This window comes from Adlercreutzia muris (assembly GCF_041223505.1).
Lineage (GTDB): Bacteria > Actinomycetota > Coriobacteriia > Coriobacteriales > Eggerthellaceae > Adlercreutzia > Adlercreutzia muris.
Genome location: NZ_JBCLQK010000001.1, coordinates 317,873 through 338,610 on the forward strand (window position 1 = coordinate 317,873; position 20,738 = coordinate 338,610).

A 20,738-nucleotide genomic window follows, 5' to 3' on the forward strand; every position below is an offset into this window, starting at 1 on the left:
GTGACCGCTTTACACGACCGGCGCGTTCCAGGTGCGGCGGCCATCGGCCCGGATGACGCCCACCTCGCCCCCTTCGCCGCCATGACCGACGGCGAGCTGCGCGACCCCAAGCAGCTCGTGGGCCTCGCCCGAGCCTGCGATCCCGCCGGCGAGCCAGACCGCCTGGCCGCCGGGCTCTTCGTCGCGGAATCCGTGAACGTCATCGCCCGGGCCCTCGACGGCGGCTGCACCCCCTTCGCCCTGCTCACCGACGAACGCTGGCTAAACGGAGCCGCCGGGCTCATCGGCCGCATCGTCGAGGCGCACCCGCAGGTGCCCGTGGCCGTCGTGTCCACCGACGAGATGCGCTCCATCACCGGCTACCGCGAGACCCGTGGGCCGCTCTGCTGCTTCCACCGCCCCGCCGAGCCCGACCCGAACGCCCTGCTGGCCAGCGCCCACCGGGTAGCGGTGCTCGAGGACATCACGAACTACACGAATATCGGTGCCATCTTCCGCAGCGCCGCGGCCCTGGGCATCGATGCCGTGCTGCTCACCCCCGCCTGCCACGACCCGCTGTTCCGCCGCGCCTCCCGCGTGGCCATGGGCACCGTGTTCCAGGTGCCTTGGGCCCGCATCGGCAGCGACATCGCCTGGGCCGAGGAGGGGTGCGCCCTGCTGGAGGCGGCCGGCTTCGCCACGGCGGCCCTGGCCCTGGCCGACAACGCCATCCCCATCACCGACCCGCGCCTGAAAACCGCCGAAAAGCTGGCCCTCATCCTGGGCACCGAGGGCGACGGCCTGGCCGCGGCCACCATCGCCCGGGCCGACTACACCGCGCGCATCCCCATGGCCCACGGCGTGGATTCCCTGAACGTGGCCGCCGCCAGCGCCGTCGCCTTCTGGGAAACCCGCTGGGAAGAGTAACGTAACGGGCCGAAAAGAACCGCCCCGGCCCCCATCCCGGGCCCCGGACCGAAAGCCGCCTGCATCCAACGGGCCGCCACCCTCCTACGCGGAGCGGGCTTCGAAGCCGAGGGCCCCGGCCACGCTCGTCACGAGCCACACCATCAATACGCTTGCGCCGATCAGCACCCAGCCGAACAGGCGCTGGCGCTTCTTCGAGTTCAGGCCGAACCGAGCGAACAGCCTCGCGAACAGGCCGTCGCCCATCACAAGGCCGGCGAGCCCCGTCGTGAACATCGGCGTGAAGGTCCAGTAGTAGGCCATGCGCAGGAAGAGCGGCCAGTGGGCGACGGCCTCGCCGGGATCGAAGGGAAGCGTCGCGCCGGCCGCCAAAAACAGCATCCACAGCGCCACGGCGGTAATGCTGCGGGCCGCCCACAGCTTCCCCGAGCCGAACGGCGCCACAGGAGCGCCCGCGGGCACCGGGGAACCACCTGCGGACACCGCGGGAACCACAGGGGCCGCCGGAACCCCGGAAGCCGTCGCCGTCGGCGGCACCGCGCCCGTCATCGGAGACACCCCGCCCGCCATCGTCGCAGCGGTTGCGCACGGGGTCGCCGGGGGCGCCCCTTCCCCTCCGCCAGCTCCCACAGCCTGCAGGAACGCCGCCTTCAAGGCGCGGACGCTCGGGAAGCGGTCGGCCGGATCGAAGGCGCAGGCCCGCTGGAGCACCGGGCGCAGGCAGGCGGGCACCTCCGGGCCCGCGAAACCGCCCGTGGCCACCGCCGGCGACGGGTCGCGCTCGGTGACCAGGTAGTACAGCAGCATCCCTAAGGCGTACCCGTCGCTGCGCTCGTCGGTCTGCCCATAGCCGAACTGCTCGGGCGGCGCGTAGGAGCGGGTGCCGAAATGGGCCGTGTCGGTCTCGGCCCCGGCACGGAACGGCCGGGCGATGCCGAAGTCGATAATGGTGAGGCCCCCGTCGTTCACCACGATGTTGCTCGGCTTCAAATCGCGGTGGATGAGCGGCACGGCGAACCCCTCGTGCAGCTCACTCACCCCGTCGCACAGGGCCGGAAACAGCGCCCGGGCCAAATCCACCGAAGCGTCGCGCTCGTACACCACTTCCCGCAGGGTGCGGCCGGCCACGTATTCCATCACCACCACGAGGTCGTCGTCGCGCTCGTGCACGTCGTAGATGCGGGGCACGTGGCGGAAGCGCCGTCCGGCCCGCTGGGCTTCCCACAACATGGCGTAGGCGCCGCCGAGGGGCACCTGGCCGCTGATACGCTTGCGCACGAAGGGGCCGAGTTCCGCCTCGTTGGCCCCCACGAAGTACACCACCTCGGTCGTCTCGTGAGCCGAGGCCTTCAGCACCCGCTCCACCCGGTAGCAGTCGTCGCGGGCCAGGGCATCCAGATATGTCGCCAAGGGATCGTTTTCCATAGGGGCCATGGTACCAAAGGAACGCTCCACCTGGGCCCACATCGCGTCTGACGCGCCCCGATTCCAACGGGGCGGCAACGGCCGACGGCGGCGTCGGAAACGCGGGCGCCTAGCCGATGGTCTCCTCGCCGAAGCGGTACAGCTCCTCTTCGGTCTTTTGCAGGGTGTAGCCATGGGTGATCGCGAAAATGACGATGGCATCGCGCCGGTTCTTGCAGTACAGCCCGTTCGCGCCCCCGGCCTGCAGAAGCCGGTTGGTCTCGCGCAGCGTGAGGCCCAGGGCAAAGGCGATCTTCAGCAGGTTGTCCCGGGAAGCCCGCCGGGCGCCGGTGAATATCTGGTAGCCGAAGGTCTCGTTCAGCCCCGCGGCCCGCACCACGGCAGCCCGGCGCAGGCCCCGCTCCTCCAGCAGCTGGTTCAGGTACGGGGCCAAATCGCGCTCCCCCACGTCCGCCCGGCCGATGAAGGCCCGCGGATCGGGCGCGTCCACCAGCTCGGCCAGCATGTCCTCGGTCAGCGGTTCCTCCACGCGCTTCTTTCTCCTTTTCCGTCCCATGGGTTCCACCGGTATTGTAGCCGCGCCCCGGCCGTCACGCCACCGGGGCGCGGCACGGCGCCGCAGACGTGCGGCCCTAGGCCACCGAGAACGTCTGCTCGGCCAGCACGGTGTCGTCGAAGCTGATAAGCTCGGTCACTTCCACGGTGATGTCGCTCTCGCCTTCCAGCTGGTACCCGATTTCCACCGTGGACGACGAGCCCGGCTTCACGTCCTTCAAGTACTTCTCGGAATCCCAATCGGTGCCGATGGCCGTGTTCAGCTCAACGCCGTCCTGGAACACCTGGGGGTGCAGGGCCACGGCGAAACTCGTGTCCTTGTCGGAGTTGTTCGTGAAGGTGTAGGTGATCACCGCCACCGGCTTGCCCTCGTAGTCCTCGGTCACGCGGCAGCCGTCGATGGTGGCGCCGAAGTCGGCCTGGGCCTCGGTCTGCTGTGCAGGCTCGGCGCCGCCTTCCGCTGACTGCTCGGCCGCCGGCTCGCCCGACGCGCCCTCATCTACAGAAGCGGCCGCGCCGCCGTACATGGCCACGGTCACCAGCAGCGCCAGCACGCCGAGCACTAGGCCGGCGATGGCGAGGCCGCGGCCGGCCTTCTTCCCCTTCGCCGTCTGCCACAGGCCGATGGCACCGAAGATGATGGCCAGCAGCACAAAGGGGAACGACAGCACGTTCAGCAGCGGCACGAACGAGCTGAACAGCGCGATAATTCCCAGCACGAGGCCGGTCACCGCCAAGCCCGAGGTCGGTTTCTTCTCCATAGCGATTCCCTTCTCTCAAGAAAGTTTCTCCTCATAGATAAGGGGTAAGGCTATCGGTTATCGTCCCCGGTTTCATTAGCTGCCAGCTAAGGTCGGGGAAAATCTTCCGCCACAGCGCCGGACGGCCGCGCCGAGCGGCGCCCTAGTTCAAATCCACCTTGGTGCGCACGAGCAGCGCCGAGAGGGCGAGCGCCCCCGCGGCCACGGCTGCGTTCAGCAGCAGCTGGGCCACGGACACGGCGGCCAGGGCGAAGTCCCACGAGGCCACGTCGCCGGTCATGGCCAGCACCCCGGCGATGGAGAACACGAGCGACAGCAGCCAGCCCACGCCCAGGTAGATGCCCACGGCGGCGGCCACCTTGTGGCGCCGGGCCCACCAGGCGCCCAGCGTGAGCGACCCGAAGGCGAGGCCCAGGGCGTAGGCGCAGGTCACCAAGGTGTTCACCACGCCGAGGGCGACGCTGGCAACATCGCCGTCGGCCACGAAGGCGAACCAGCCGCCCGTGATCGAGAGCACGCCGGACACCGCGTCCGCATCGCCCCCGCTGATCGTGGCCACCATGAGCGCGTACAGCATCGTGGCCCCGAGCGCGAACACCGCCAAAAGCAGGTAGGCGGCCCAGAACTTCGCCAGCACGAGCGTGCCGGTGCGCACGGGCAGCGTGAGGGTGAGGTAGCCCTCGTCGGTGAACATGGTGCGGTAGAAGCGCATGGCCACGAACACGTACAGGGCCGCCACGGCCGCCCACACGAGAAAGCCGCAGAACAGCGCCCCCATGAACAGCACCACCGTGGCGTTGGCGGACAGGGCGGCGTGGGTGACGTAGCCCGAGCCGTAACCGGCCGCGTCGCTTGCGGCCAGGGCCCCGCCGAGGCACGCCGTACCGGCCAGTCCCGCCACTACCATGACGGCCAGCATGATGAGCGCCGGCTTCCACAGCGCCCGCAGCTCGTAGGAGAACAGCTTCCCTAGCATCGGAACTCCTCTCGGAAATAGGCGTCCAGCGTGGTGCCCTTCTCCTGGGCCACGTAGGCCACCGGGGCGTGCAGCAGCATGGTTCCGTAGCGCAGCAGGATGAAGTCGTCGAGTACCGTCTCCACATCGCGCACCAGGTGGGTGGAGAGCACGATGGTGGCGCCGGGCCGGTAGCCGCGGATGATGGTGGACAGGATGTAGTCGCGGGCCGCCGGATCCACGCCGCCGATGGGCTCGTCGAGCAGGTAGAGGGCCGCGTGCCGGGCCATGACCAGCACGAGCTGCACCTTCTCCACCGTGCCTTTGGAAAGCGCCGAGCACACCGCCGCCGGGTCCACGCCCAGATGGGCCAGCATGTCGTGGGCCATGGCGACGTCGAAGTCGGCATAGAAATCGGCGAAGTAGGCAATCATCTCGCGCACCCGCATGGACCGGGGGAAGTAGGGGCGCTCCGGCAGGTAGGACACGAGCGCCTTCGACTCGGGCCCCACGGGCCGGCCGCACACCCGGATGACGCCCTCGCTGGGATGGGCCACGCCGGCGATCATCTTCAGCAGGGTGGTCTTGCCGGAACCGTTGGGGCCCAAAAGCCCCACGATGCGGCCCGCGGGCACCGAGATGTTGAACCGGTCGAGGGCCAGATTCGGCCCGTAGGCCTTCGTGAGATTCTGGCACCACAACGCCGGCGCGGGTTGCGGCGCGGGCGCGGCCGCAGGTTGGGGCACGGGCGCAGGTGCAGGCACGGGTTGGAGCGCAGGCGCAGTCGCAGACTGGGACGCAACGGGTTGTGGTGCGGGCTGCGGCGATTGGGACGCGAATGGCATCGGTGAGAACTGATCCACAGCGGCCTCCTTTCCCGGGAGAATACGTGAGGCCATTCTAACGCACCGGGAAACCTGAGCGTTGCGCCCATCAAATGAGCAGGGGCACTCCACAGAAGACGTTGAGCGACAAAAACGACGTTTGGGCGACACGAAAAGTCATGGATGCCAGCGCAGACACCCAAAACGAACTCAAAGACAGCCTTTGGAAGCCTGGACGACATATTTTTTGCCCTCACCTGTCGCCCAAACGTCGTTTTTGTTGCGTTTCACCCCACTTCGAAGGCCCAGAGGTTGCGGCATTGGGCCAGCACGCGGTCGGCGCCCCAGGTGCGGGCGCTGTTGGCGGGGCTGTTGGGGTCGTGCACCACGAGCTGGCCGTCGTCGGTCGCGCCGGCCAGCACGAGGAAGTGCCCCGTCTCAGTGAAGTCGCCCGGGCCCACCGAGCAGATGACGGGATGCCCGGCCTCAAGCTCGGCCAGCAGGCGGGACGCGTCGGCCGGCACCTCGCGGGACGCAAGCCCCAGCTCGGCCGCGCCGTCGGTCATGAGGCGCCAGGCCGTGAGGCCGTCTTCCACGTAGCCGCCGGCCTCGCTGAAGGCGGCCATGACCGGCGGGTCGTAGTCGTCGCGCCCCGTGAGCGCCACGTACACCATGGCCAGGCTCGTGGGGCCGCAACCGGCCTCGGCCACGTTCGAGCCGGCATAGGGCTCGCCGCTCCAGGCGGGGTCGGTCTGGTACAGGAAGGGAACCTCCCCGGCCCGCCATTGGTCGCGGGGCGTGCTCTGAGCCGAGGCATCAGCGACGGGAGCGGCCGCCGGCGCGGCACCGCCCACCGCCACCGGCCCCGGATGCTCTCCCAGGTAGATGTCGGCCAGCTGGAACGCGGCGATGAGCAGGAACACCGCCAGCCCCACAGCGCCCACCACGGGCACGAGCCGCAGCCCGTACGTCGCTCCCTCAGTCATCGCGCGCTCCCTCGTCATCCGCACTCACTCTCCTTTGTTCGCCTGCCCCCCACCTTACCGAGCGCCCCGCTTACGCGTCCCATAGCATTTGCTGACGTTTCGCTCAGGGACCTTAACTTTTCCTGAACCCCCTGCCCGCACGGCCGATCAGCCCTGCGGCGATCGGCGGAATCGTGTACCATGGGCCCATGGAGAAACGCGCTCACATATTGGTGGTCGACGACGAGCAGGCCATCGCCGATCTGGTGGTGAACCTGCTGGTGGCCGAGGGCATGGACGCGCTCGCCTGCTACAGCGGGCAGGCGGCCCTCGACATGCTCGCCCGCACCCCCTTCGACCTGGCCATCGTGGACATCATGATGCCCGGCATCGACGGCTTCGAGCTGTGCGTGCGGGCCCGGCAGATGCGCGACATCCCCGTCATCTTCCTCTCGGCGAAGGACGAGGAGGCCGACCAGGTGGTGGGCTTCACCCTGGGCGCCGAGGACTACGTCACCAAGCCCTTCCGCCCCCGCGAGCTGGTGGCCCGGGTGAAGGCCCGCCTGCGCCGCCGCGCCGCGGCCCCGGCCCCGGCCGACTCCACCCTCATTGCCGCGGGCGCCGTGGAAGTGGATCTGCGCACGCACTTGGCCACGCTCCACGGCGAGCAGCTCCAGCTCACGCCGAAGGAATTCGCCATCCTGGCCATTCTGGCCCAGTCGGCCGGCTCCCCCGTGTCGGCCGCCGACCTGTTCGAAGGGGCCTGGCACGAGCGCTTCGACGACGCCGCGGCCAACACCGTCATGGTGCACATCCGGCGGCTGCGCAAGAAGCTCGCCGCCATCGATGCCTCCACGGCCTTCATCGAGACCGCCTGGGGCGTAGGCTACAAGCTGCGTGGCGGCCCTGGCACCGACGGCCATGGCGCTTAGGAGCGAGCAGGCCCGCGTCCTCAAGCGGCGCGTGCTCGGCGTTCTCATCCGCAATCTCGTTCTGTTCAGCGGAGCCTTCGCCCTGGTCTGCTTCTCCCTGGAGACCTTCGTGGTGCCATCCGTGGCCAACTACGTGGCCGACGTCACCTCCAGCTGGCGCACCCTGGACGCTTCCCCCGAGTTCCGCCGCATCCTCGTCGACCAGGGCATGCTCGACAACGGCCTGTTCGACATGGGGGTCGAGGATCTGGTGAACGAAGGGTATTCCGGCGAGGCGGGCACGGTCGATGAGATCCAGGGGCAGGTCAACGAGATGCAGGATGCCATCAGCGAGTACGCCACGGGCCTCGAGAGCAACGCCGTTGCAGAGGCAGCCGATGAGAAGGCCCGGGCCGAAACCAAGACGTCGGGCGCCGCCAGCGGCACCCCCGAGGTGGACGCAGACGAAGAGGTGACGGGCATCGACGCAGCCGACACCCCCGCTACCGACGACGGTGCCCGCAACGCAAGCGCCGACGACCTCGCTCCTGTGCCCCTGGTGTCTTACGAGCAGATCCTCGAGGCCCAAAACGTCGTTCCCGCCGAGGCGAGCGCGGCCCAGGCCCTCGCGGCCCTGCACGCGTCCGCGTCCATCCAAGAGCTCCGACTCTCCCTCACCCTGCCCTCGCCTTTCGTGCCCGAGAACACCTCCGAGACGGAAGTCGTCCAGATACTCACCTCTGCGGCCGCCATGGGCTACGATCAGCAAGTCCTCGACGAGGTTCTCGGCAACGCCTACCGCCAAGCCCAAGACGAGGCCTTCAATACCTGGACGAGCTTGCCTGCAGACCAGCGGGCCCAGGCCGTGGGGCTTTCCGACGAGCACCCTGTCTGGCAGACCGTCACCAACGAGAACGGGGCGACCTCGGTGCGCGACGTGGCTACCTACACCTTTATCAAGTCCTTCAAGCTGCCCCTGGCCGCGCTCGTCTTCGTTGCGGGCTGGCTCTTCATCATCCTGCGCACCCTGAACAAGTCCCTGCGCTACTTCGACGACTTGGCCGAGGCCGTAGGCAAGCTGCTGGCCGACAAGGATGCCCCCATCGAGCTGCCGCCTGACCTGTCCATCGCCCGCAACGAGCTGGCGGTCATCCGCTCTCAATCGCTTGCCGACGAGCGGGCCGCCCACGCCGCCGAGCAACGCAAGAACGAGCTGGTGGCCTACTTGGCCCACGACATCCGCACGCCGCTCACCTCGGTGCTCGGCTACCTGGACCTGCTGCGGGAAACCACCGATCTGCCGCGGGACACCCTGCGCAAGTACGCTGGTATCGCCTACGCCAAGGCCGAGCGCCTGGAGAGCCTTATCAACGAGTTCTTCGAGATCACCCGCTACAACCTGTCGGCCATTCCCATTGAGCGCGAGACCATCGGCGTGCGCCTGTTCTGCCAACAGGTGGCCGAGGCGTTCTTCCCCGAGGCCTCGGCCCGGGGCATCCGCATCTCCATCGACGTAGGGGCCGCCGACCGCTTCTTCGTGGATCCCGACAAGCTGGCCCGGGCTCTGGGCAACGTGCTGCGCAACGCCGTGGCCTATGCCGACCCGAACTCCACCATCGCCCTGGCCGCCCGCCCCGAGGGGCGCTTCACCACCATCACCGTGGCCAACCGGGGCCGCGAGATATCCGACGCCCACTTGGAGACCATCTTCGAGAAGTTCTATCGCGAAGACGGGGCCCGCACCACCCGTTCCGGCGGCGCGGGGCTCGGCCTGGCCATCGCTCGGGAGATCGTCGTGGCCCACCACGGCGCCATCGAGGCGGCCAGCGAGCGGGGCGTCACGGTGTTCACTCTGCGCATCCCCACCGAGGGGGACGACGGCGCCGACGCGCCCGCGGCCCTGGCCCCGACGACGCCCGCCCGCGAGGGGCACCTGCGCCGCCAGCGAGCCGACGATGACCTCCGGCCTCCCCGCGCCGCCACGGCGCCGGGCCGTCCGCGCCCCGAGACCGGCCCGCCGTCCCGTCGCAGCCGCGCCGCCCATCCGGGCGAGACGCGGCCCCTCGCCGACCCGGGCGAGCGGTCGGCCACAGCGCCCCAAAGTTCTCCTCGGTTAAAACCTTGTAACGGCCGCCACGGGGCTATTCCCGCCACGAGGGCCCTGCGTGATAATAGCCCCACACCGCGACGGCGCGGCCGCACCCGCTGAAGCCACCCACCGGCTTCGCAGGAACGCCGCCCTTCCATCACCAACGCTAGGAGGCAACCTTGAACCCCATTCGCATCGGCATCCTCGGATACGGCAACCTCGGGCGCGGCGTTGAGCTGGCCGTGGCCGCCAACGACGACATGGAACTCGTCGGCGTGTTCACCCGCCGCGACCCCGCCAGCGTGCACCCCTACGGCGAGAACGTGGCCGTATGGGCCGCCGACGAGCTGGCCGCCCATACCGACGATATCGACGTGCTCGTGCTGGCCGGCGGCAGTGCCACCGACCTGCCCGAGCAGACCCCGGCAGCCGCCGCGCTCTATAACGTGGTGGACTCCTTCGACACCCACGCCAACATCCCCGAGCACTTCGCCGCCGTGGACGCCGCCGCCCGCGAGGCGGGGCATGTGGCCGTCATCTCCGTGGGCTGGGATCCGGGCATGTTCTCGGTGAGCCGCGTGTACGCGAACGCCATCATGCCCAACGGCGCCGACTACACCTTCTGGGGCCGCGGCGTGTCCCAGGGCCATTCCGATGCCATCCGCCGCATCCCCGGCGTGGTGGACGCCCGCCAGTACACCGTGCCCGTGCCCGCCGCCCTGGAGGCCGTGCGCTCCGGCGCGAACCCCGAGCTGACCACGCGCCAGAAGCACACCCGCGAGTGCTTCGTCGTGGCCGCCGATGGCGCCGACACCGCCGCCATCGAAGAGGCCATCGTCACCATGCCGAACTACTTCGCCGACTACGACACCACGGTCACCTTCGTGAGCCAGGAGGAACTCGACCGCGACCACGCCGGCATCCCCCACGGCGGCTCGGTCATCCGCACCGGCACCACCGGCGAAAACGGCGAGAACACCCACGTGATCGAGTATTCCCTGAAGCTGGATTCCAATCCCGAGTTCACCGGCTCCGTGCTGGCCGCCTGCGCCCGCGCCTGCGCCCGCATGGCCGCCGCTGGCGAGACCGGCTGCCGCACCATCTTCGATATCGCCCCGGCGCTGCTGTCGCCCCTCGCGCCCGAGGAGCTGCGCGCCACCATGTTGTAGGCCGCAGTACCCCGTCTCCGCGCGAGCGCGCTCAACGGCGCGCGCGGCACGGCCGCCCATGGCCGTCGTGCCCGTGCTGCGCGCTCGCGCTTCACGGCCGGAGCGTCCGCCCCTATGGCCGTCGTGCCCATGCCGCGTGCGCACACACTTCGCGGCCGCGCGCTCCATCTTCGCAGCAATCGCTGCGCCGCTTTCACGGCGGGTCGCCACTCGGCGGCCCGCTTTTCACTTGAAATCCGGTGTTTCCTCCACGGCAGAATCCGAAAACGCCATTTTTGGCCACCAAACTCCGCGAAGTAGATGTAGCACCCGTCCGAGCGGGCGCCCACAGACACCGTCTCCGAGAGGTATTCTGCATTTCCCCTGGTGAGCAATAAGACGTGTAGCCGACCCGTCATGGCAGATCGAACCCGACATCTATTTCGTGGAGTTTACTGCACGAAAACCGCACCTAAAGAAGCACGGAAAATCGCGCCGGAGCGATGCACGGGGGCTCCGCGGCTACGACGGGCCGCCGCGCCCCGCTACTGGCGCACCGCCACGCGCGTCATCCACCTCGCACCTACTGGCGCACCGCCACACGCACCTCGTCTACCTCGCGGCCGGCATCAGGGTCGCGGAACACCGTCATATCCACCCGTCCGGCCTGCTTGGCCACGATGGAGGTGACCACCGCATCCCCCGTGATGTTCACGGCCGTGCGGCACATATCCAGAATGCGGTCGATGCCCATGATGAGCGCGATGCCCTCCAAGGGCAGTCCCACGGCGTTGAACACCATGGACAGCGTGATGAGTCCCACCGAGGGCACCCCGGCCGTGCCGATGGAGGCCAAGGTGGCCGTGGCGATGACCGTGGCGTACTCCGCCGGTCCCAAGGGCACGCCGAACAACTGGGCCGTGAACACCACAGCCACGCCCTGCATGATGGCGGTGCCGTCCATGTTGATGGTGGCGCCGAGCGGGATGGTGAACGACGAGATGCGCCGGTCCACCCCCATCTTCTTCTCCAGGGTCTCGATATTCAGCGGGATGGTAGCGTTCGACGTGGCCGTTGAGAAGCCGAACGCGGCCACGGAGAAGAACTTCCGCAGGAACATGAGCGGACCCATGCGGGCGAATACCCACAGGAGCGCCATATAGGTCACACCCAGCTGCAGCGCCAGGGCCGCAAGCACGGCGCCCATGTACTTCACCATGGGCAGGAAAGCCTCGAAGCCCACGTTGGCGAAAGTGCGCGCGAGCAGGCAGAACACCCCCAAGGGCGCCACTTTCATGACGAGCGAGGTCATCTCCATCATAATGTCGTTGAACTGCACGAAGAAGCTGTGCACCGTTTCCACCCGCCGCCCGAGCCGGGCCAGCACAATGCCCACGAACAGGGCGAAGAAGATGAGCGGCAGCATGTCGCCATTGGCCAGGGCCGCCACGGGGTTCTTCGGGATGATGTTGAGCAGGGTGTCCATGGTGTTCGTCGCGGCCGCCTCGTCGAGGGGCGCGGCATCTCCGTCGCCGGGCACCGCGGCCAGCGACGACATATCCACCCCCTCGCCGGGGTTGATGAGGTTGCCCACGCCGAGGGCCAGCGAGATGGCCGCGGCCGTGGTGAGCAGGTACAGAAGCAGCGTCTTCAGGCCCACCGATCCCAAGGTCTTCGTGTCGATGGCCGCCGCCCCGCAGACAATGGAGCAGAACACGAGCGGCACCACGAGCATCTGCATGAGCCGGATGAACCCCTGGCCCACCAGATAGAAGACGCCGCCCACAAGCACGTCGTCGCGCACGGGCCCGGCCGGTACCAGGTAGTGGAAGGCCACGCCGACCAGAAGCCCCAGCACCAAAGCGATGAGGATGCGGCCCGTCAGGCTCAGGCGGCTCAAGGGCAGGCGCGGGCGGCCACCGGAACCGTCAGGCCCTTCGGTCGGTTGCAGATGGTTGCGGAACTCCATGGCAGGGCGCCCCTAGGCCAGTAGATCGTGGGCGGCCAGGTAATCGCGCAGGTCGTCCTGCCAGGTGGGCATCGTGTAAATGCCGGTCATGGTGAGCATAAGGTTCGCGAGGTTGACGGTGCGGGCCTCGGCGGGATCGTTCACGGGCCGCAGGCACCCATCGGAAAGACCGGCCAGGCGCAGCACCTCCCGGGCGAAGCCCAGACGGCTTGTTACCCCCTCGTCGGCGGCGTGGAACAGCCCGTACTCCTCGCTCTCGATGAGGGCCACGATGCAGGCGGCCAGAGTGGTGACCGAGGTGGGCGACGAGAGCTGGTTCTCGGCCACGGGGAAGGGAGTGCCCGTACGGGCGGCCATGAGCAGATCGGCCAGCCAGTAGCCGGGCTCGGCCCCGTACACCCAGTTCGAGCGCACGATAACGTGCTTGGGATTCAGCTCGCGCACGAAGTTCTCGCCGGCGATCTTCGACTTCGCGTAGGCGTTGTCCCGGGGCAGCACCGTGTCGAACTCGTTGTAGCTGCCGCGCTCGGTGCCCGAGAACACATCGTCGGTGGACAGCTGCACGATGGAGGCCCCCACCGACCAGGCCGCGGCAGCCAGGTTGCGGGCGCCCATGGCGTTCACGCGGTAGGCCTCCACCGGGTGCGCCTCGCAGGCGGCCTCATCGGCCATGGCGGCGCAGTTGATGACGATGTTGGGGCGATTGATGGACACGTACTGGAGCACTGCCTCGTGGTCGGTCACGTCCAGTTCGGTATCGGTGGTGATGATGACGTAGTCGCCGTGGTCGAGCAGGCGCTCCACGGCCTGGCCGATGCGCCCCGTGGCGCCGGCGATCCAGATGACCTTCCGCGGTCCCATATGCATAGCTGCTCCCATCGACGAGGTTCCACGAGGGCCAGCATAAACGAACGGACCGCCCCTGTCGGGCGGCCCGTCCAAGCGTTTCGGGAAGGTTATCTCGATGTCTTTAGAACCGGGCGAAGCGCCCCTGGCGCTGGGCGATGAGCTCGTCGGGGGTCAGATCGGCCAGCTCCTCGTAGGCCTCGCGCACGTAGTCGCGCACGGCGGCGACAGCTTCATCGGGGTTCTCGTGGGCCGGACCCTCCCCTTCCGAAATGACGGCATCCACGATGCCACCCTCGAACACCGCACGGGCGTTCATCTTCATCACCTCGGCAGCCTCGGGCGCACGCTTGCCGTCTTTCCACAGGATGGAGGCGAAGCCCTCCGGCGAGAGCACCGAGTACACGGCGTGCTCCTGCATGGCCACGCGGTTGCTCACGGCAAGCGCCAAGGCCCCGCCGGAACCGCCCTCACCCAGCAGCACGCTCACCACCGGCACCCGAAGGCCGGCCATGAACACGAGGTTGTCGGCGATGGCGTTGCCCTGGCCGCGCTCCTCGGCCTCGGTGCCGCAGAAGGCGCCCTGGGTGTCCACCAGGCACAGGATGGGCCGGCCGAACTTCTGGGCCTGGGCCATCAGACGCAGCGACTTGCGATAGCCCTCGGGCTGGGGGCAGCCGAAGTTGCGGGCCACGCGGTCGGCCAAGGTCGCGCCCTTCTCCTGGGCGATCACCGTGACCGGGTGCCCGGCAATCCAGCCGATGCCGGCCATGATGGCCCCGTCGTCGGCGAAGGCACGGTCGCCGTGCAGCTCGATGAAGCCCTCCACGATGCCGTCGATGTAGCGCTTGGCCGTGGGCCGGTGCACGTTGCGGGCGATCTGCACGCTCTCCCAGGCGCTGCCGGCAGCGGCATCGGCGCTCACGTTGGCGCGCCGGGCCTCGCGGCGGGCATAGCGATCCAGCTCGCGGCGGTCGGCCTCCTCGGCAGTGCTCTCGCCTGCGCCGCGCCCGATGAGGCTGCCCACCACGGGCACTTTCCGCAGGAAACCGGCCGCGGCCTCCTCGGCGCGAATGCGCTCTCCCACCATGCGGGCCTCGGGGGCCACCGACACGGTGCCGTAGGCGCCCGCACCCACTTCCAGAGCATCCATGACGCTGTGGTAGGTGACGATGCGCGACGGGTCGCTCGGCGCGTGCAGGGCCAGGATCTGGGCGAGCACCGAGCGCAGCTGGGAGCGCTCCACGATGGCGTCGATGAGTCCGTGCTCCAGGGCGAACTCGGCGGTCTGGAAGCCCTCGGGCAGCTCCTGCTTGATGGTGTCGCGGATGACGCGCTGGCCGGCGAAGCCGATGAGCGCGCCCGGCTCGGCCAGGATGATGTCGCCCTGCATGGCGAAGGACGCGGTCACGCCGCCGGTGGTGGGATCGGTGAGCACGGTGATGAAGGGCAGCGCGGCCCGGCCCAGGCGCTCCACGGCGCAGGACACCTTCGCCATCTGCATGAGGGAGGTGAGCCCCTCCTGCATGCGAGCACCGCCGGAAGCGCAGAACACCACCACGGGCAGACGCTCCTCGATGGCGCGGTCGATAAGGGCAGCCACCTTCTCGCCCACCACATGCCCCATGGAGCCCATGAAGAAGCCGGACTCCATGACGCCGATGGCCACGGGCAGCCCGGCAATGGTCGCCCGGCCCGTGCGCACGGCCTCCTCGAGGCCGCTCTTCTCGCGCTGGTCGGCGATCTTCTCGAGGTAGCCGGGGAAGTCGAGCGGGTTGGAATCGGCCATCTGGGCGTTCCATTCCTCGAAGGAGCCCGCATCCACGGTCAGGGCCAGGCGCTCGTCGGAGCGGATGCGCTGCAGGGTGCCGCAGGCGGGGCAAGTGAAGCCCTCGGAGATGATCTCCTCCTTGTCGAAGAAGAGCTTGCAGGCGTGGCAGCGGCGCCAGTGGGTGGGGCCCTCGTCATCGTCGGCGGCCGCGGGCGCGGCGCTCTCCCAGGGGGCAGCGGTGGGCACAGCCAGGCCATCGGCGGCAGGCAGCAGCTCCACCCAACCCATGAGCTGGGTGCCCTCGGCGGCCGGGGCGAACACGCGCAGGCCACGCTTGCGGGCGTGGCGCAGAAAGTACTCGTCCTCGGCCAGGGCGGCCGTGGGGCTGTCGATGAAGATGAGGGACGCGCCGCATTCCTTGGCCGCCGACAGCACCGTGTAGATGTTGCCGGACAGCTGCTCGGCGCTGACTGCCGCCGAGGTGCTGCCCAGGTTGTAGGTGGGCAGCTGGCGGCGGGCGAAGCCGTCGAGCGAGCGGTTGTCCACGGTGGCGAACACCACGTCGAGCCCGGCCTGCTCCATGGGGCCCACGAAGGCCCGGGCGTTCTTAGCCGAGGCCACCACGAGGGCCCGCGGGCGCCCGTCGGCCCCCTCGGTCGCGGTCACGGCGAAGTCGTCGCCAATGGTGGAGCGCACATCGCAGTCCACGGTGAGCGTGGCCTCCTCGGGATCCACCGGCGCGGCCTTGGGCGCCGGTGCGATGAGAGCGGCGGCGTTCTCGGGCAGGGCGCTCGCCGCGTCCACGATGGCGTCCAGGGCGTAGGCCACCGCCGCCTTCAACGACGGGTTCTCAGACGCTTCGGCCGCGGCCGGCTCCTCGACGCCGACGGTCTCATCGGCGAACAGGCGCCCGTCGCTGTCGAAGCTGATGTACTTGGATGCCGTTTTAGCCATGATTCGATCCCTCTAGCTCTCGGTCCGACGCGCCCTAGGCGAGCACGTACTTCTGGGTTGCCGTGGCGCACACCTCGCCGTCCACGGATGCCTCCACCTCGGCCACCACCAAGCGACGCGAGGACTTCACGATGCGCCCCGTCAGGGTAACGGTCTCGCCCGGAGCCACCTGGCGGCGGAACTTCGCGCCGTCGATGCCGGCGAGAAAGCCGATATGCCCGCGCAGATCGGGCGCCTGCAGCATGGCGATGGATGCGGCCTGGGCCAAGGCCTCCATGATGATGACCCCCGGCAGCACCGGGTGGTCGGGGAAATGCCCGCGGAAGATATCCAGGTCGGCCGGCACATCCAGCTCGGCGGTAATGGACTGCCCCGGCTCGATGGCCACCACGCGGCTCACCCACACGAACGGGTCGCGGTGCGGAAGGATGCTCTCGATAACGTCGCGCCCCCAGGGCAGCGGCGCCAGCGTCGTCTCGTCAGTCATATCGTTCTCCTCGACAGGACGCGCGCCCCGCAGCCGCCGTCCTTCCCGCGCCCCGCGGGGCGGTTGTGCACTGGGAGGCGCAGGGCACCTGCGGGATGCCCTGCGCCGATAGGCCCCTAGCCCTTATAGGGCGAGAAGGCCACAGCGGCGTTGTGGCCGCCGAAGCCCAGAGACGTGGACAGGGCCACCTTCTGGGGGTAGTCGGTCAGAGCCTCGGTGACCACGGCCACCGGGCAGTCCTCGGCGGGCTCGGCGAAGCCGGCCGTGGGAGGTACGGCGTCGCGGGCCACGGACAGGGCGCACACGATGGCCTCCACGGCACCGGCGGCGCCGAGCATATGGCCCGTCGTGCCCTTAATGGAGGTGACGGGCACCGCTGCGGCGGCCTCGGCGCTGCCCATGAGATTGGCAAGGGCCTTGGACTCGCCGGCGTCGTTGGCCGGGGTGCCGGTGCCGTGGGCGTTCAGGTGCCCCAGATCGGCCGGGGTGAAGCCCCCTTCGGCCAGGGCGGCGGCCATGGCAGCCGTAATGGCCGAGGCCTCCGGGTCGGGGGCGGTCATGTGGTAGGCGTCGCCCGTGCTGCCGAAGCCGGTGATCTCGGCGATGGGCGCAGCCCCGCGGGCCAGGGCGCTCTCCAGCGATTCGATGACGAGCGCGCCGGCCCCCTCGCCGGCCACAAATCCGCCGCGGCGGGCGTCGAAGGGCAGCGAGGCCTGAGCCGGGTCCTCGGCGCGGGTGAGCGCCGACAGGTTCGTGAAGCCGGCGATGCAGATGGGGCTCACGGACTCCTCGGTGCCGCCCACGAGCGCCGCGTCGATGTAGCCGTGGCGGATGTCGCGCAGGGCCGTGCCGATGCAGTGGGCGCCGGTGGCGCACGCGGTCACCACGTTCAGGCACTCGCCGCGCATGCCGTAGCGGATGGCCAGGTTGCCCGCGGCGATGTTCCCGATCATCGTGGGAATGAACAGGGGGTTCACACGCTTGGGGCCCTTCTCCTCCAAGGTGGCGAAGCTCTTCTGCAGCTCGTCGATGCCGCCGATGCCCGTGCCGAACACCACGGCGATGCGGTCGCGGTTCGCCTCGGTCACCTCCAAACCGGACTGGGCCAGCGCCTCGTCGGCAGCCACGATGGCGTACTGCACGAAGCGCTCGAAGCGGCGCGCCTCCTTCTTGGAAAGACCGTGCTCGACTCCGTCGAAGTCGCGCACCTCGGCGCCGATGTGCACCTCGTAGTCGGTCGTGTCGAAGCGCTCGATGGGCCCGATGCAGCAGCCGCGCTCCATAAGGGTGCTCCACAGCGCGTCCACGCCCACGCCGGCGGGCGTCACCGCGCCCACGCCGGTGATGACCACGCGATGGGTGCCGTCGGGACGGCGGGTCTGCACGCTCTCGCTCATGTTCTCACTCATAGGGACATGCCTCCGTCCACGCAGATAACCTGACCGGTAATGTAGGACGCCTCGTCCGAGGCGAGGAAGCGCACCAGGTGCGCGATGTCGGCCGGCTCGCCCAAGCGCCCGCTGCCGATGCGGCCCACGATGGCCTCCTTCTGGGCCTCGGAGAGCGCGTCGGTCATGTCGGTAGCGATGAAGCCGGGAGCCACGGCATTGGCCGTGATGTTGCGGCGCGCAAGCTCCTTGGCAAGGGTCTTGGTCATGCCGATGACGCCGGCCTTCGAGGCGGCGTAGTTCACCTGGCCGGCGTTGCCGTAGACGCCCACCACGCTGGACATGTTGATGATGCGGCCCCAGCGCTGCTTCATCATCACCTTGGCGGCGGCGCGGCAGCAGTGGAAGGTGCCCTTCAGGTTGATGTCGATGACGGCGTCGAAGTCCTCGTCGCCCATGCGGGCGGCCAGGCCGTCCCGGGTGATGCCGGCGTTGTTCACGAGCACATCCACGCGGCCGAAGGCGTCGGTGGCCGCGGCGATGAGCGCATTGGCCTCGGCCTCGTCGGCCACGTTGGCGGCCACGGCCACCGCTTCCACGCCGAACTGTCCAGCGATCTCGGCGGCCAGGGCCTCGGCGGCCGGCAGGCTCTTCTCAGACGAGCTGTTCACCACCACGTTCATGCCGGCGGCGGCCAGCTCGCGGGCGATCTCGCGCCCGATGCCGCGGGTCGATCCGGTCACGACGGCGGCGCGGCGCTCTTGGGTCTCAGTCATATATCTCCTACTCTCCGTTTTCCGCCACGAAGGCGTCGAAACTCGCGCGATCCTGGATGGCCGCGCGCGGGGCGGCGCGGTCGATGCGCTTCACCAGGTTGGCGAGCACCCCGCCAAAGCCCACCTCGGCGAACATCTGCGCCCCGGCGGCGGCCAACTTCTGCACGCTGGCCTCGAACTGCACGGGGCTCACTAGATGGGCTACCAGCTCCTCGCGCACGGTGGCGACCTCAAGCGGGGCGCCGTGCACGTTGCCGATGACGGGCACCGCCGACTCGCGGAAGTCCACACCGGCCAGGTAGGCGGCGAAGGGCTCGGCAGCCGGGGCCATGAGCGGGCTGTGGAAGCCGCCCGAGGTGGCCAGGCGCGAGAAGCGGCCCTTGGAAGCGGCCCAGGCCTCCTCGGCGCGCGAGACGGCTGCCGGGGTGCCGGCCATGACGATCTGGCCGCCGCCGTTCAGGTTGGCGGGCACGAGCACCTCGCCCTCGGCGCAGGCCGCGCACAGCTCCTGGGCCTCGTCCAAAGTGATCTTCAAAAAGGCGCTCATGACGCCGGGGTTCCCATCGGCCGCCTCGCCCATGAGACGGCTGCGCTCGGCGATGAGGGCGAAGGCCGCCTCCTCGTCCAGCATGTCACCCAGCACCATGGCGGAAATCTGGCCGAGGGAGAAGCCGAGCAGCGCGTCGGGCACGATACCGCGGGCCGCAAGCGCCCACCCGATGCCGATGGACAGGGCGCTGATGGCAATCTGCGCGTTGCGGGTGTCGTTCAGCTCCTCGGGCGCGGCATCGCGCACGAGGGCCGCCACATCGCGGCCGAGCACGTCGGAGGCGCAGGCGAAGGTGGCGGCCACCTCGGGGATGTCCAGCAGGTCGGCACCCATGCCAGGCCGCTGCGAGCCCTGGCCCGAAGCCATGAACACGAGCCCCGTCGGGCCGAGCGGCGCCAGAGGGGCCTCATCGAGCAGTGAAGTCATCGCCGCCCCCCCCTTACGCGCGCTCGCGGCGGCTGTTCAGGGCCGCCAGCTCGTCCAGGGTGCGGCCGGCCAGGGCCTCGGCCTCGCGCACCATCTCCTGGATGACGCCGGCCGCCGTGCCGCGCTCGGCCACGAGCGCCGCCACCTGGCCGGCCATGACCGAGCCGTTCTCCACGTCGCCGGCCACCGCGCGAGCGAGCGAGCCGGCGTACATGCCCTCCAGCTCCTCGCCGCTTTTGGCCGCCATCTCCATCTTGCGGCACTCGCGGGCGAACTTGTTCTTCAGGCCGCGCACGGGATGCCCCGTACCGCGCCCGGTGACGATGGTGTCGGAGTCCTTGGCCGCGAGCACCTTCTCCTTCCAGGCATCGTGCACACTGCATTCCTCCACGGTGAGGAAGCGGGTGCCGCACTGCACGCCCTCGGCACCCAGGGCGAAGGCGGCCAGCATGCCGCGGCCGTCGGCGATGCCGCCGGCGCCGATGACGGGGATGGACACCGCCTGACACACGGCCGGGATGAGGGCCATGGTGGCGAGCTCGCCGATGTGCCCGCCGGCTTCCGTGCCCTCGGCCACCACCGCGTCAGCCCCCAGGCGCTCCATGCGGGCCGCGAGTGCCGCCGATGCCACCACGGGCACCACCTTCACGCCGGCCTCCTTCCAGGCGGCCATATAGTTGGCAGGGCTGCCAGCACCGGTGGTGACCACTTCCACGCCCAGCTCGCACACGAGCTCGGCCACCTCGGCGGCACGGGGGTCCATGAGCATCACATTAATGCCGATGGGCTTATCGGTCAGCGCGCGGGCCCGGGCCACCTCCTCGCGAATCCATTCGAGACTCGCACCGCCACAGGCGATGATGCCCAGACCGCCCGCCGCGCTCACGGCGCCGGCCAGGCCGCCGTCGGCGATGCGGGCCATGGCCCCCTGCACCACGGGGTACTCGATTCCCAACAGCTCGGTAATGCGGGTCTTCATGAAGCGTGCTCTCCTTCTCTTGCGGCGCCGCGCACATCGCGTCTCTGCTAAAC

General features: G+C 69.3%; 18 protein-coding genes. 4 read left to right on the forward strand and 14 right to left on the reverse strand.

Annotation, left to right across the window (positions count from 1 at the left end; all coding sequences use genetic code 11):
• On the forward strand, positions 1–906 hold the full coding sequence (locus AAK988_RS01245; protein WP_369873154.1) for a TrmH family RNA methyltransferase: 906 nt from the start codon (positions 1–3) through the stop codon (positions 904–906).
• Positions 907–990: 84 nt separating this feature from the next.
• Here AAK988_RS01245 and AAK988_RS01250 read toward each other — a convergent pair whose 3' ends face one another.
• The 6 genes from AAK988_RS01250 to AAK988_RS01275 all read right to left on the reverse strand — a co-directional run bounded on the left by AAK988_RS01250 (position 991) and on the right by AAK988_RS01275 (position 6,412).
• Positions 991–2,316 carry a serine/threonine protein kinase gene (locus AAK988_RS01250; RefSeq protein ID WP_369873153.1) on the reverse strand — a complete coding sequence of 442 codons (1,326 nt, stop codon included), beginning with the start codon at positions 2,314–2,316 and terminating at the stop codon, positions 991–993.
• A gap of 124 nt (positions 2,317–2,440) precedes the next feature.
• Entirely contained in the window at positions 2,441–2,860 is a 420-nt protein-coding gene (locus AAK988_RS01255; RefSeq protein WP_369873152.1) for a helix-turn-helix domain-containing protein, read from the reverse strand.
• A 103-nt stretch (positions 2,861–2,963) separates the two neighbouring features.
• A complete protein-coding gene (locus AAK988_RS01260; RefSeq protein ID WP_369873151.1) occupies positions 2,964–3,647 on the reverse strand; it encodes a DUF5067 domain-containing protein in 684 nt (227 codons plus the stop codon).
• 142 nt (positions 3,648–3,789) lie between these two features.
• Positions 3,790–4,623, reverse strand: a complete 834-nt coding sequence (locus AAK988_RS01265; RefSeq protein ID WP_369873150.1) for a hypothetical protein — start codon at positions 4,621–4,623, stop codon at positions 3,790–3,792.
• A complete protein-coding gene (locus tag AAK988_RS01270; protein WP_369873149.1) occupies positions 4,617–5,303 on the reverse strand; it encodes an ABC transporter ATP-binding protein in 687 nt (228 codons plus the stop codon). The genes AAK988_RS01265 and AAK988_RS01270 overlap by 7 nt, the downstream gene beginning before the upstream one ends.
• Positions 5,304–5,713: 410 nt before the next feature.
• Positions 5,714–6,412: a C39 family peptidase gene (locus tag AAK988_RS01275; RefSeq protein WP_369873148.1), complete on the reverse strand. Its 699-nt coding sequence runs from the start codon at positions 6,410–6,412 to the stop codon at positions 5,714–5,716.
• Positions 6,413–6,600: 188 nt separating this feature from the next.
• Between AAK988_RS01275 and AAK988_RS01280 the strand changes: the two genes are divergently transcribed.
• Genes AAK988_RS01280 through AAK988_RS01290 form a run of 3 tightly spaced genes read left to right on the forward strand, consistent with a single transcriptional unit; the run spans position 6,601 to position 10,560 of the window.
• Positions 6,601–7,323 (forward strand): response regulator transcription factor, encoded by a 723-nt coding sequence (locus tag AAK988_RS01280; RefSeq protein ID WP_369873147.1) that lies wholly within the window; start codon positions 6,601–6,603, stop codon positions 7,321–7,323.
• Positions 7,313–9,511 carry a sensor histidine kinase gene (locus tag AAK988_RS01285; RefSeq protein ID WP_369873146.1) on the forward strand — a complete coding sequence of 733 codons (2,199 nt, stop codon included), beginning with the start codon at positions 7,313–7,315 and terminating at the stop codon, positions 9,509–9,511. The genes AAK988_RS01280 and AAK988_RS01285 overlap by 11 nt, the downstream gene beginning before the upstream one ends.
• Positions 9,512–9,570: 59 nt before the next feature.
• Positions 9,571–10,560, forward strand: a complete 990-nt coding sequence (locus AAK988_RS01290; protein WP_151431674.1) for a diaminopimelate dehydrogenase — start codon at positions 9,571–9,573, stop codon at positions 10,558–10,560.
• Between the two features lie 562 nt (positions 10,561–11,122).
• Here AAK988_RS01290 and AAK988_RS01295 read toward each other — a convergent pair.
• The 8 genes from AAK988_RS01295 to AAK988_RS01330 all read right to left on the reverse strand — a co-directional run bounded on the left by AAK988_RS01295 (position 11,123) and on the right by AAK988_RS01330 (position 20,685).
• The gene (locus tag AAK988_RS01295) at positions 11,123–12,508 is read right to left on the reverse strand and encodes a dicarboxylate/amino acid:cation symporter (RefSeq protein ID WP_369873145.1); all 1,386 of its coding nucleotides are present in this window, start codon (positions 12,506–12,508) and stop codon (positions 11,123–11,125) included.
• 12 nt (positions 12,509–12,520) lie between these two features.
• Positions 12,521–13,369 (reverse strand): SDR family oxidoreductase, encoded by an 849-nt coding sequence (locus AAK988_RS01300; protein WP_369873144.1) that lies wholly within the window; start codon positions 13,367–13,369, stop codon positions 12,521–12,523.
• Positions 13,370–13,478: 109 nt separating this feature from the next.
• Entirely contained in the window at positions 13,479–16,079 is a 2,601-nt protein-coding gene (gene accD / locus AAK988_RS01305; RefSeq protein WP_369873143.1) for an acetyl-CoA carboxylase, carboxyltransferase subunit beta, read from the reverse strand.
• Positions 16,080–16,113: 34 nt separating this feature from the next.
• Complete coding sequence (gene fabZ, locus AAK988_RS01310; RefSeq protein ID WP_135970093.1) at positions 16,114–16,566, reverse strand: 3-hydroxyacyl-ACP dehydratase FabZ; 453 nt, start codon at positions 16,564–16,566, stop codon at positions 16,114–16,116.
• Between the two features lie 116 nt (positions 16,567–16,682).
• On the reverse strand, positions 16,683–17,975 hold the full coding sequence (locus AAK988_RS01315; RefSeq protein WP_369880283.1) for a beta-ketoacyl-[acyl-carrier-protein] synthase family protein: 1,293 nt from the start codon (positions 17,973–17,975) through the stop codon (positions 16,683–16,685).
• Entirely contained in the window at positions 17,972–18,730 is a 759-nt protein-coding gene (gene fabG / locus AAK988_RS01320; protein WP_151431682.1) for a 3-oxoacyl-[acyl-carrier-protein] reductase, read from the reverse strand. Before fabG ends, AAK988_RS01315 begins: the two co-directional genes overlap by 4 nt.
• A gap of 7 nt (positions 18,731–18,737) precedes the next feature.
• Positions 18,738–19,706: an ACP S-malonyltransferase gene (locus AAK988_RS01325; RefSeq protein WP_369873141.1), complete on the reverse strand. Its 969-nt coding sequence runs from the start codon at positions 19,704–19,706 to the stop codon at positions 18,738–18,740.
• Between the two features lie 13 nt (positions 19,707–19,719).
• Entirely contained in the window at positions 19,720–20,685 is a 966-nt protein-coding gene (locus AAK988_RS01330) for a nitronate monooxygenase (RefSeq protein WP_282191312.1), read from the reverse strand.
• Positions 20,686–20,738 lie beyond the last annotated feature (53 nt).